This window comes from Sporolactobacillus sp. CQH2019 (genome assembly GCF_028765345.1).
In the GTDB taxonomy this organism is placed as follows: domain Bacteria; phylum Bacillota; class Bacilli; order Bacillales; family Sporolactobacillaceae; genus Sporolactobacillus.
Window position 1 is genome coordinate 1 of sequence record NZ_JARAJZ010000014.1, and the last position, 12,724, is coordinate 12,724.

The following is a 12,724-nucleotide window of genomic DNA, read 5'->3' on the forward strand; positions in this document are numbered from 1 at the left end:
CGCCCCGAAAAAAGAAAGAATCGCCCTAAAACAGCGAACAATCGCCCTAAAATGGTCGCCATTCGCCCTATTCTGGCGGAGTATCGCCCCGTCAGGAGTTTATCGCCCCGAAAAAAGAAAGAATCGCTGTTCGCATGAAAATTCAGAGTGCCATAGACCGCCGCTTGTACAAACCGATCGCTTTTCAGAGGAATAGACGGCGCTTCCACGCCGCAGCTTGACTGGATGCATGAGTTGAGAGGATACTCATTTTTATTTTTAAGAATTTGTTTTTTGGGGAGTCCCCGGAGGCAGAAAGGAATGCACGGACCCATTGGGCAGAAGTCAACATATCCGCGGGCAGGCAACATGCGCTAACATCATGGAACAGTTGCTATAAGCGCAGCACAGGCGGGAAGCTGACAGTATCCGCTCCCAGGCCTGGAACTTTCTCACCGGGACGCAGGGCATGAAGAGGGAGAAGAGATACAGTGCGGAAGTGTCTCATTTAATTGCACTTGCTTTCTCCAGCCGTTGTGATACAATGACGTCATAAATAAAGAGGCGATGGCGTTCGCCGTGAAGTGTTGTTCATACTAACAGCTAATAACGTCTACCTTAAGTTCTTCCCGGGAAGGATTAAGGTAGACGTTTTATTTTATTTTCAAGGAGGATATTGTGATGACTGCAAAAATTGAATCTGTTAAGGCAAGGGAAATTTTCGATTCAAGAGGCAATCCAACGGTTGAAGTGGACATTCGCCTGAATGATGGAACACTGGGACGTGCAAGTGTTCCGTCCGGAGCGTCAACGGGCGATAAAGAAGCCGTCGAGCTCAGAGACGGTGGAAAGCGCCTGGGCGGCAAGGGCGTTCTTCAGGCGGTCGGGAATGTAAATGGCACCATTAAGGACGCTATAATCGGCCATTCACCGTTTGATCAGGAAAAGATTGATCAGCTGCTTTTGCAGATTGACGGAACGCAAACAAAAAAGAAACTTGGCGCCAATGCCATGCTTGGCGTCTCGCTGGCGGTTTGCCGGGCCGCGGCATTATCTGAAGGTATTCCGCTTTACCGTTATTTAGGCGGCATCGATATTCAGCTTCCCCGTCCTTTTTTCAATGTGATTAACGGCGGCAAGCACGCAGATTCGGGGATTGATATCCAGGAGTTTCTGATCACGCCCATTGGCTTCAATCATTTCCGTGAAGGTGTTGAGAGCATCGCTGATACGTATCATACTTTAAAGAGCATATTGGCGAAGAAGGGGCTCGCCACTTCGGTTGGAGATGAGGGCGGTTTTGCACCGCATCTCGAGTCCAGTGAGGCAGCAATTGAGACGCTGATTGAAGCGATAACAACCGCCGGGTACACGCCGGGAAAAGATATCGCGATAGCCATTGACCCGGCCTCGAGCGAATTTTATAAAGATGGGACCTATCACTTTGAAGGCAAACATTTAAGTGCCGATGATATGATCGGCTACTATGCAAATCTGATTCAGCGATATCCTATTGTTTCCATTGAAGACGGGCTCTCTGAACACGACTGGGGAAATTGGCCCGCGTTTACACAACGTCTGGGGGGGAGCGTTCAATTAATCGGCGATGACATTTTTGTTACGAATCCGGCTATTTTTAAGGAAGGAATCGAAAAGAAAATTGCAAACTCGATTTTGATCAAACTGAATCAAATCGGAACCGTGACAGAAACCATTGAAACGATTAATATGGCACGCCGTGCAGGGTATACAACGATGATCTCACATCGTTCCGGAGAAACGGAAGATACCTTCATTGCCGATTTTGCCGTTGGCTTGGCAGCCGGGCAGATTAAAACGGGTGCCATGGCCCGGACCGAACGGATCGCTAAATATAATCAATTTCTAAGGATTGAGGAAGAACTGGGGCAGGACGCCGTGATGACTCCCTTTCCTTTTAAAAAATAATCGGTTTGTATGTCGGCACTCGTTGAGACATTCAACAAGTGCTTTTTTTACTTGAGGAGGTGCCTGAGATGATAAGCGGCTCAGGATTGTTGCCGGCGGGCGATCAGAAAATGTCCGGATGCTGAATTCTTATCAATGCAGCGGCTGCCGCATTTTTTTCGGCAGAGGGATCCGGGATGGGCGCCCCGCCTCAAAAGAATGATTTTAAATGATCGCGCAGACACAGAACCGACTGTTAATCAGCGCTTTGCTTTCATTTATCCACATTTTGGAGATCCAGGCATGAAACAAGTGGGCATCTATCATCGCAAGGGCAAGATGATAGAGAAATTTAAAAGTTTCGTCCGGATAAAAACCTATCAGGCAGAATCAGGCGAGCCTGACAAAAGGGGGGGAAGGAAACGACATGGACGGACATCAATATTTTACCGTCAAGGTTTATACGAAAGAAGAGAATTCATGGTTCAGAAAAGAAGAATATGAAAAAGTGCTGAGCTTTTTTCAAGAAAGAAAAGCCTGCTGGACATCGGTCACTCAAGGATTGGTCGGCTATGGCAGAGACCGGGTGATTCGTAAACAAAGTATATTTTCATTCAGTAAAAAAACGCCGATTGTCGTTGAAACCGTTGTCCCTGCCGATCACCTGCCCGAATTATTGTCCGGACTGCGGAAATTGGTTAAAAATGGGGCGATTTTTACAACACCTGTCCAGTTGATTGTAAGTAAATAGGCCATGCCTGAGGAGGATATTTGTGTATTATATTTTACTGGTTGTTTTTAGCATTCTAGGTGCACTTTCAAGATATTCGCTTGAATTACTCATCCATTCACAATCCTTTCCACTGGCAACATTGCTGATTAATCTGCTCGGCTGTTTTTTGCTGGCTTTTGTAACGCGCTTTTTAAGCTGGCTGCCGCAATTATCGACACGTGTCGTATCAGCCATAGGCACCGGATTTGTCGGCTCGTTTACGACTTTTTCCACTTTTGCCTTCGAAACCTTTCATTTATTTCAGGCGGGAAGCTATCTGCTGGCTTTTTCTTATCTGATGATCAGCAGTATCGGAGGTTTTTTTGCCTGCTCGCTCGGCTATCAGACCAGTAAATTTCTTTTGATTTTGATTAGAGAAAAAAGATCGCTGCAGGACGCCCGTGATGATGCAGTGTAAGAAAATTCTCGCTCAATCGTACAAATACGACTCATAAACGGGAGAGAAAGTCTATGTTCAGATCTCGCTCGGCAGTAACCAAATTGATCGCACGGTTAATGGGGATAGGAGCAGCTGCAATTGCTGTGTCGCTGTTAAGATTAAAAGTGAACTGGTCAATCATCCTATTTGCCTGTATTCTTGTCATCATCCTGTTTTTTAAAGAAGGTCACTAATGTTTTCCTGAAATCGCGTCCCCCCTCCGTTGCCTCGTTTGCTTTTGGCGGCTGCACAGCTCTGACCAGGGGGATTTTTGTATCATTTTCTGTGTGTTTCGCTATGTTCAGGCGATTAGGTGATTATTGGTTTTGTGCGATCATTTTTTGTAATACTTTCCTTTACTATTTGAAACCGGACAGAAACGGACCCCCGTGCCTTGAACAGCACAGGGGTCCGTTTTATAATACAAGCCGTTGATTAGCCTTAATTATATCTCCTGATCAGTTCTACAAAAGCATCAACGATTGTCTGGAAGAATTTCAGCGTGTTTTCATTGGTAATTTTTCCGTTCTCATCAATTAATGAAGCGACATGGCCGATATAGGCTTCCGGCTGCTGCAGTGTCGGCATATTGAGGAATGTTAAAGACTGGCGCAGATGATGGTTCGCACCGAAGCCGCTTATTCCGCCGATGGACACGCTGACAATTGCAGCCGGTTTTTTATCCCATACACTTTGTCCGTACGGACGGGAACCAACATCCAGCGCATTTTTTAAAACGGCAGGAACGGACCGATTATATTCAGGCGTGACAAACAGCACCGCGTCGATTGATTGCAACGTTTTGCGAAATGTCTGCCAGGATTCGGGTACACGGTTTTCATCGTCAAAATCCTGATTATAAAAAGACAGATCGTCCAACTTAATAAAATTAACGTGATAATCTTTTGGGAAAAGAGGGGCTAATGTTTTTGCCACCAGCCTGTTGTAGGAATCTTTTCTCAGGCTGCCGACCAGAACGCCGATATTTTTACCTGCCATAGAATTCGCCTCCAAAATATAGTAGAAAACTCAAGTTCAGTTTATCACTTTTAAAATTTTTTTACTCAAATCGTTACTTTTCATGCTTGCCGGCCCTTGAGCCGATCGGCTGATCCATTAAGATCAGACGCGCGATCCGATCAAGATGCCCCCTTGCGGAATCATGCTGTTTTCCGGACAGCCGAATAGGCGCAGAGTGTGGAGCAGCCGTGTCAGTAAGATATCCGCCCCGTCTTTTGATGATCCGGCGTTAGACACAAGGAGCGGTCCGCAATCTTATTCCGTTCTTGAGCTCTCGAAATCGCGTCCCCGCCTTTTGTAAAATCCTGCGCAAAGGATGAAAAAAGATACAGCCGTGATGGCGATGAGCAATAGGAACATCTGATGATAGGCAAAGATTAAAGGGCGGGGCATGCTCATCGCCTCTTTTGCCGGCGTGTATGCATAAGCAAGCATGGCGAACAGCGAACTCATTACCGAAGCACCGACGGTCAGTCCGAGATTACGCCCAAGTCCGAGCATGGAGGAGTACAACCCCCTTTTTGAATCAGGGGCTTTCTGCATAACGACCGCATTGTTCGGTGTTTGGAAAAAAGCCAGCCCGCCGTTAATGATGATGATTCTCCACACATAGCCCCATGCGCCGCTGGCGGAAGACAGGAGGGTCATTGTAAAATCTCCGATCAGAATGGCGATAATGCCAAATCCCATCAGTTTCGCCGGCCCGGTGTGATGCATCAGCCATCCGGCCAGAAATCCGAAAAGAGTCGTTGCTGCGGGACCGGCGGAAAAAACAAGCCCGATCTGTGCATCACTTAAATGGGAGACCCCTTTAAGGAAAAAGGGGGCGATCACTTGAACGCAATTCAGATTGCTGTAAACGAGAATGCTGACAATCAAACTGGCTGTTAATAACCGGTCGCTCCATAAAGAGAAGGGAATTAATGGGTGCTGCACCTTCTTCTCAATTGTAAAAAAGGCAAAAAGAAAAATGACTGCACCCATTATGAGTAAAAAGAAAAGAAAATTGCCGAATCCTTTATTTTCGGCGAGTTGCAGTGCCGAGACAAACAGAAACAATGTTCCGATGAGTGCGAGTACACCCAAGTAATCAAAAGAATCCCTGCTTTTGGCAGAATCCGGCCGGTAAACTTTCATGAATAAGAGAGATAAAACGCCAAGAGGAACATTAATGAAAAAGATGGCTCTCCATCCGAACAGATCGATGAGCGTGCCGCCGATGGTCGGTCCAATCGCAAATCCGAGCGAAACCATCGCCGTCAGGATGGTCATCGCCTTTACAGCTGTCTTTTTATCGCATGCATCCTGTGCAATGGCGAAACTGAGCGCCATGATGATTGCAGCACCGATTCCCTGAACAAAACGAGAAAGCGACAGGATAACGATACTTGGCGACAATCCGCAGATAAGCGATCCGATTGTAAAGGCGGCCAGACCGATTCCATAAACTTTCTTTATATCGAACAGATCGCCCAATCGTCCGACTGCAACAATAAGGGACGTGACAGCCAGCATATAACTGATGATAACCCATTGAACTTCTGAAAATGTACTGTCAAACGCTTTCACCAATGTTGGCAAAACGATGTTGACGACACTGGTATCGAGTGAAGACATAAAAATGGCTAAAGCAAGACCGCTTATGAGAATATTCATCCGAGTGTTCGTTTTCATCATTAAGAATGCCTCCGGAATCCATGGAATGATTCATAACTTTATAACGCAACCGCCCATTAATAGTACCAGAAAAAAGCAATTAATGGTCATTTTGTGATTGATATTTGATAACTATTGATTGTATCAAGTGTGCTTTGTGGGACGGGAACCCGAAAATCAGGTGAACCGCCTCTTCAAAGACGTTTTTGCCCCGAATGAATTTATCTGCTTTTTGATTTAAATCTCTTGATATTTTGAATAGGCTAGAATAAGATATAAATATAATCAAAATATATTCAACATATAATAATATTTCTGCACTAAGATGAGGATTAATGGCATTTCTATCATCTTGTAAGCATGTAAGCAGTCAAATGGGTGTTAAATGAAAACGCGTACACTATTTTTGCATTTTTATTTACGGCTGAAAAAATCATAAATAAAAGGGAGTCTTAACTGTGGGGAAATTGCAGTATAAACCTTCGTCAAAAGAATTGGCGCCGGGTGTCACTCTGATTCAGGATGTCAATGAGACAAACTCCGAGCTCAGATATGTTTCATTCAAATTGCTTGATTTAAAGAAAAACGCCCGGTATGAAGAAAAATTGGATAAAAAAGAAGTATGTATCGTTGTCCTGACCGGCCGGGCAACCGTGAACGACGGCCGCCGGACTTTTTTCGGAATCGGCAAACGGCAATCTGTATTTGATAAAATACCGACAGACAGCGTGTATATTACAAATGATAAGACATTCAACGTAACGGCGGATAGCGATTGCCATCTGGCTCTGTGCTACTCTCCTTCGGAAAAGCAGCTGCCTACGCGGCTGATTACAGCCAAAGATAATTCAATTGAGCGGCGCGGTAAATATAATAATAAACGTCTTGTACAAAATATTCTTCCCGATAATGACCCTTCGGCAAACAGCCTGCTTGTCGTAGAAGTGTATACAGAACCAGGCAATTTTTCAAGCTATCCGCCGCATAAACATGATCAGGACAATCTGCCGCAGGAATCTTTCCTGGAAGAAAGCTATTACCATGAGATCAATCCGAAACAGGGCTTTGTTTTTCAACGGGTCTACACGGATGACCGCAGCCTCGATGAAACGATGGCAGTTGAAAACGGCGATGTGGTAGCAGTGCCGAGAGGCTATCACCCGGTCGGCGTGCCCGACGGCTATACATCGTATTATTTAAATGTAATGGCCGGTCCGACACGCATTTGGAAGTTTCACAATGATCCGGATCATGAATGGATTCTCAACCGTAAGTAATTGAGCGATTGTTTTTTTTCAATTACTGTGATACTTGCCGGATCAGAATTGTTGATGGTGGCGCGATCGGCTATTTCGACTGGCCTGCCCTCCCTTCGTCTTGGGACATATATTACGGCAGCGGCCGTATATGTTCTCCGCGCTCGGAACCATTGAAAAAAAACGATAGAGCCTGAAAAAATGCCGGTATTCTTTCGTTAAATTAAAATCAAATCATCACATATAAAAAATAAGAAGAAGAGCCGCTTGTTCATTTCCAGGTCCGCTGCCGATGAGAGGATAGAAATGTCAACATTGCGGCTTTTTTGTATGAATCGAATCATCCGGGAAATCTTAATTTTACTCTTCCATTTTTCGACACGCAGTGAAAGGTGGGAGGCATGACTGTAGATGATATCATAAAGTGTATCTATTCCGGGCCTCGAGGTTTTTATAAAAAAAATAGGACTTCTGCTGCAAGTTTATCCATGCAGTTGATTCCGGCATTTTTCAGTGCCAGCCTTTCAGCGACTTTTTCATCTGAATCCTTACGGGCTTCATGCATGTCACGGTCCCGGGCTCTCCTTTATACCGGAACATGTCACAGATAGATACTCATGGGCGGGAAAGCGGACTTCAGAGTCAATGTTCTCAAATGGAAGTTCTTGATCCGGCCTGTCATAGGGCTTAGGGTCTGTTTTATGGCCGACGGAGAGGACTCCCATTTCAGTCGAATAAAATGGGAATACCTGCATACAAGGATGAATGATTTTATAATCATTTCAAAAGTTTTAATAATATAAATGGATATATAATGAATATATTTTGATTAATAAAATAATAAGTGATATATTTACCATAGATAGATTAAATTGTATAGGTGGTTATATGAAAACAAAACGGTTACAGGAAATCGAGGATTATGTTGTCAGGCATGAAACAGTAACGCTGGATGAATTGTGCAAACATTTTGACGTCTCCAAGAATACAATCCGGAGAGATATAAATACAATCCTGAAAAAGGGAACGATTAAGAAAGTCTACGGCGGTGTTACGATTGCAGATCCCGGGCTCATTCCTTTTTCGGACCGCGATACGAGCAATCAGAATGAAAAGATAGCGATATCGCGCTGCGCCGCGCAATTTATAGAAGAAAATGATATCGTCTTTATCGATTCCGGTACGACGACGCGTCACATTGTAGAGTTTATTCCCTCTACCCGGAATGCAACGATTGTGACCAATAATCTGGATGTTATCAACAGTGCGTCCCAGCTGCCCAATCTTCGTATTATTGTTGTCGGAAATGTTTATAAAAGGGACACCAATTCTTTTATCGGTTTAGATGGTTGGGACGTGCTGGAGAAATTTAATATTGATAAAGCATTTATGGCTACAACAGGTTTGTCGATCTCGAGAGGATTAACGAATACGGATATACTTGAGTATTCGATCAAGAAAGAGATTGTTAAAAAGTCTCATGTACTATACGTTTTGGCCGATCACTCAAAATTCGATAAGTATACATTGCTCACTTACGCGGAATTGGATCGCGTTGATGCCCTGATTACCGGGGCACCGCTGAAGAATGAGTACGCTATTTATTGCAAGGAACACGATATTAATGTATATCAGGCGCTTGCCGAAGAAGAAGCAGAGGATAAATAAATCGACTTCTGCGGACGTTTAAAATAAAAAAATGTCGGAGAAAAGGCTTGATGATGCCGTTATTCATCTGTCCGGAACCCGTGAGTACAGTTGATCGTTGTTCTCCTTTTTATAAATAACCGGTAAAAGATCCGTCAGAATGGTAATGTGATGATCATGTTGTGGCACTATTGAGACGCAGATAAAAGGGAGAAATTTAATCGTGCCACTGGTCAGATTTGATCTTATCGAAGGACGCACGGAAACAGAATTGAAAACACTCCTTGTTAAGCAGACAGTTTTCCAGAAAATATCGTATTTGTTCAAAGCTGGTCATAACATCCTCTTTTACAAGCTATGCGTTTTAACTATATCCAGTATGCACGATATCAATTAGGCAGGCTCCGGAATAGGGTCTATTATTCATATAGATAAAAGATATATCATATTTTTTTGCCTTTTTTTATAAGGATCTAAGAACGCTGTTTAGTGATTCATGGACGGGCAAAGACCGAAGGGGTATCATGAATCGATGGTGCCTTCGCATTTCGGATTATTTAATATTGGTCATGTAGAAGCGGACGGTTTTCTTCCGATATTTTATAATTATTAAGTTAGACAGGACGGGAACGAGGCTCGACTTTCAGTCCCGGAACCGGCGTTAAGAAGAGACGACTCAGATGCATGAAACCATGTATACGAGCCGCCTCTTTTGAGGTAACATTCATCAATGATGACGCGGTCGTTTGAACGGCGCAGCTAAATCATCAATTCCCAACTTCGATTATTTGTGCTAGTATTCGGGGTATTACGTACCGTTTTGAAATATGGCAGCATGAATCAGTATTGGCGGGAATGGTTCGGATATGTCCCGTCCCTTTGAGGTTATCAAGCTGAATGCGGATTAAATGGAAGGTCTTATATTTAAGGCTGCTTATGAAGCGATCGACTTGCCGGTGAGTCGCACTCGGCGGTTTGTGTGATGAGTAGTGTGTATTGTTGTTTTTAAAATTATCTTCATAAGAACTGCTCAGCAGATGTGTTTCATTATTCATGTAGCTGGATGGAATCGGCCCGGTATTTCGATAAGAAATGCACGGCTCTGTCCGCCTGAAGACGGAGGGCTTGGGGAGAAATACAGGGTCCAAATAATTTTAAAAGTAAGATTTCCAATCATTGGTTCACAAGGAGTATTGACTGCTGATGTTGATTTTATTATTGCTTTTCGGCCTTTTTGCCGGGATGGTCATTCCGCTTCAAACATCGATTAATTCACGGCTTGGTTTACGATTAAAATCTCCGTTTATTTCATCGGCTGTCTCGTTCTTTGTCGGTATGGTTTTCCTGTTCATCGTTTCTTTAATCGCCGAACCGTATTTTTTTTCCGAGGGCGCGCACCTTTTTTCCCTTCCTTTGTGGATGCTTATCGGAGGCGGATGCATCGGCGTTGTCTATTTGACTGCGAACATCCTTTTGCTGCCGCATCTGGGTTCGGCATTAACGGTCGTTGTAACCTTGCTGGGCCAAATGATCATGGCGCTTGCCATTGATCAATTCGGCTGGTTCCGTGTTCCGGTTCATGAGTTGAACGGTCCGAGGCTTCTGGGTATTTTGCTCATGTTGGCCGGCGTTTTTGTGGTGGAAAGATTCTGATGATTAGGGAGTCTGTCTTGTGAGAAAAAAAACATCGTCCGTTCATATCTTGCTCTTTATGTTTTTGGGAGTACTGGCAGGGACGCTGTCGCCTGTTCAGACATCGATTAATGCGGAACTGAGAGACGCGATTCACGCACCGCTTGCCGCGGCGTTCAATTCTTTTTTTGTGGGAACGATTGTGCTGATTCTTTTGATCTCTATTCTGGAACGGCGCCGATTATTCCGCAAAGATGTGATCCGCAAAGGAAAGGAAATCATCTCGAAGAGTCCGAAATGGATTTGGATCGGCGGATTATTAGGCGCTATTTTTGTATCGGCAAATATATTTCTCCTGCCTGTCGTCGGTGCTGCGCTCACCGTCGTGCTGACTTTCTGCGGCCAGATGGTCATCGCATTGATTATCGATCACTTCGGATGGTTCCATGTTCCGAAACGTCGGGTTAACGTGATGCGTGTTGTCGGAATGATTCTGATGGTGGCGGGGATCTTTTTCATTCAGCATTTCTGAGCAGGCGACCAGCAGTACGGCCGTTCACTTAAGATGCGCGAGCGGAGCTGCCGGAGGAACTAGGCGAGGGGCCGCCGGGAGAAGGCGTCGATTACGCCGGTGTCCGTTCCGAATGTTTACCGGCGAGGCGGGCTTGCTAAAACGGTTCGCTGCCCGCACGGCCCTGTACCTTGATTCTGCCGCACCGCTGCACCGGCCGCGGCTTTTTCTGGTTTTTCAGGGGTGAAGAATCGCGATGCAGTTCAGTCTTAAGCGTTACCGGATTTTACGCTTCCCGTTTAAGCAATATTTACAAATTTTTCGGGTGTTTCAGCCATGGACGGGTACCCATATGATATACTGCAAATAAAGCAAAAAGTACTTTGTTGAGCGTTCCTTGCCTGAATGAATATTTTTACTTTGGGGATTCTGTGACTATGAAAAATGATCAAAACCTGATGGAAATAATAGAGACCTATTATCAGCTGCTTAATTTAGACAGCGACAGTGATAAAGAAAAACGGTGGATGGCGGAGCATGTTTCTTTTAAATGGCCCCGGCTGACGACGCTGCATATGCATGTGCTTGCTTATATCTATACGCACCCGGACACCAATGGCAAATCCATCTGCTGCGCCTTGAACATTCTGCCAGGCACACTTTCGAAAATTACGAATCGGCTCAAAGAGGAAAAACTGGTGGACATTGCACAGGAAATGAATGATAAGAGAGGGCGCGTCTATCGGACAACGGCGCGCGGCAATGAGGTCTCCACGGTTCACGAAGGGCTGCATAAACTAAAAGATGCCCGCTTAGAAGACATGCTATTAGAATTTTCTGCGGATGAATTGAGGATTATTAAGAAATTTCTTGACAGAATCCTGCAAGTGGAACTGAAGAAATATTAAGGTGCTTCCATCCAGCTGCTTTCCCCTTTTTTGGCCTGCACACTCAGGCTTCCTTCCATGATCTGTTGAACAATCTGTTACCCTTTTGTGAAATTTAAACGAAACGTGCGTGACATTTTAAAGAAGAAATGTTTTGAGGCTATTTTGTTTGAAGGAACGACACTATAATTAAATTCGTAATAATTACATTCCATGGAAAGCAATTTTGGATAATCCGCTTTAACGAAGCCGCGATTGCCGCAAAATTGCAGACTATGCTGAGGAGTGAACTAATTATGGTACATTGGTTAAGAACGAATAAGTATGCATCTATTGTTCTGCTGCTGATCCGTCTGTATCTTGGCTACGAATGGCTTCTTGACGGATTTGCTAAGCTGTGGGGAAATGAAAGCCCATTCAGTGCAGCGGGATTTATGCAAGGCATCCTTAAGAATCCTGTTCTTAGTCCTGAGAAAACGGTTTTGTATCCGGTCTATAACGGATTCATCAAAAACATTGCGCTGCCTCATGCGCAATTGTTCAGTTTTCTTGTGTCCTGGGGTGAATTTCTGATCGGAATCGGATTAATCATCGGCGTCCTGACGACGGCGGCTACCTTCTTTGCTCTGTTCCTGAATTTTATCTATCTGTTTGGCGGCACGGTTTCAGTCAACCCGCTCTACATCTTGCTCGGATCGATTTTGCTGTACAGCGGCTTCAATAGCGGCAAAATCGGCGGGGATTACTGGGTCATCCCGTATATTCGCCGTTTCGCGCGCGAGAAACTGAACTGGGGAAATCATGAGGACACCGTGCAGCCGTCCCGCAAAGCTCAATGATCCGTCAGTACATTAGCGCACGTTGAAATAATTTTTAATTTTTATGTTTATAGCGGACTGATGCCGGTTCTGAGGCGGCACCGGCCCGCTTTATTTTGCTTTTGGTTGTATAAGCGGCCGGTGATTACGAGTACTGCGCCTGTCCGGCAGCGCAGGGCCT

General features: G+C 44.7%; 12 protein-coding genes and 1 riboswitch. Of the genes, 10 read left to right on the plus strand and 2 right to left on the minus strand.

What is annotated here, in order from left to right; translation table 11 throughout:
- The first annotated feature begins 533 nt into the window (after positions 1-533).
- A riboswitch (Fluoride riboswitch) is annotated at positions 534-602 on the plus strand.
- A gap of 58 nt (positions 603-660) precedes the next feature.
- From eno to OYT88_RS16985, 4 genes are all read left to right on the plus strand, one after another.
- A complete protein-coding gene (gene eno, locus OYT88_RS16970) occupies positions 661-1,926 on the plus strand; it encodes a phosphopyruvate hydratase (protein ID WP_274401544.1) in 1,266 nt (421 codons plus the stop codon).
- A gap of 406 nt (positions 1,927-2,332) precedes the next feature.
- On the plus strand, positions 2,333-2,656 hold the full coding sequence (locus OYT88_RS16975; protein WP_274401545.1) for a putative PII-like signaling protein: 324 nt from the start codon (positions 2,333-2,335) through the stop codon (positions 2,654-2,656).
- A gap of 22 nt (positions 2,657-2,678) precedes the next feature.
- The gene (locus tag OYT88_RS16980; protein WP_274401546.1) at positions 2,679-3,095 is read left to right on the plus strand and encodes a fluoride efflux transporter FluC; all 417 of its coding nucleotides are present in this window, start codon (positions 2,679-2,681) and stop codon (positions 3,093-3,095) included.
- Positions 3,096-3,148: 53 nt separating this feature from the next.
- Complete coding sequence (locus OYT88_RS16985) at positions 3,149-3,310, plus strand: hypothetical protein (RefSeq protein WP_274401547.1); 162 nt, start codon at positions 3,149-3,151, stop codon at positions 3,308-3,310.
- 247 nt (positions 3,311-3,557) lie between these two features.
- On the opposite strand, the gene OYT88_RS16990 is transcribed toward OYT88_RS16985, so the two are convergent.
- Both OYT88_RS16990 and OYT88_RS16995 read right to left on the minus strand, forming a co-directional pair.
- Positions 3,558-4,115, minus strand: a complete 558-nt coding sequence (locus OYT88_RS16990; protein WP_274401548.1) for an NADPH-dependent FMN reductase — start codon at positions 4,113-4,115, stop codon at positions 3,558-3,560.
- A gap of 276 nt (positions 4,116-4,391) precedes the next feature.
- Positions 4,392-5,813, minus strand: coding sequence for an MFS transporter (locus tag OYT88_RS16995; protein ID WP_274401549.1), 1,422 nt, complete (start codon positions 5,811-5,813; stop codon positions 4,392-4,394).
- A gap of 437 nt (positions 5,814-6,250) precedes the next feature.
- On the opposite strand from OYT88_RS16995, the gene iolB reads away from it, so the two are divergent.
- The 6 genes from iolB (at position 6,251) to OYT88_RS17025 (ending at position 12,564) form a co-directional block, all read left to right on the plus strand.
- The gene (gene iolB, locus OYT88_RS17000) at positions 6,251-7,069 is read left to right on the plus strand and encodes a 5-deoxy-glucuronate isomerase (protein WP_274401550.1); all 819 of its coding nucleotides are present in this window, start codon (positions 6,251-6,253) and stop codon (positions 7,067-7,069) included.
- Positions 7,070-7,936: 867 nt separating this feature from the next.
- A complete protein-coding gene (locus tag OYT88_RS17005; RefSeq protein ID WP_274401551.1) occupies positions 7,937-8,716 on the plus strand; it encodes a DeoR/GlpR family DNA-binding transcription regulator in 780 nt (259 codons plus the stop codon).
- 1,182 nt (positions 8,717-9,898) lie between these two features.
- Positions 9,899-10,348, plus strand: coding sequence for a DMT family transporter (locus tag OYT88_RS17010; RefSeq protein ID WP_274401552.1), 450 nt, complete (start codon positions 9,899-9,901; stop codon positions 10,346-10,348).
- Positions 10,349-10,367: 19 nt separating this feature from the next.
- Positions 10,368-10,859 carry a DMT family transporter gene (locus OYT88_RS17015; protein ID WP_443217541.1) on the plus strand — a complete coding sequence of 164 codons (492 nt, stop codon included), beginning with the start codon at positions 10,368-10,370 and terminating at the stop codon, positions 10,857-10,859.
- Between the two features lie 416 nt (positions 10,860-11,275).
- On the plus strand, positions 11,276-11,746 hold the full coding sequence (locus OYT88_RS17020; RefSeq protein WP_274401553.1) for a MarR family winged helix-turn-helix transcriptional regulator: 471 nt from the start codon (positions 11,276-11,278) through the stop codon (positions 11,744-11,746).
- Positions 11,747-12,021: 275 nt separating this feature from the next.
- Positions 12,022-12,564, plus strand: a complete 543-nt coding sequence (locus OYT88_RS17025) for a DoxX family protein (RefSeq protein WP_274401554.1) — start codon at positions 12,022-12,024, stop codon at positions 12,562-12,564.
- Positions 12,565-12,724: the final 160 nt, after the last annotated feature.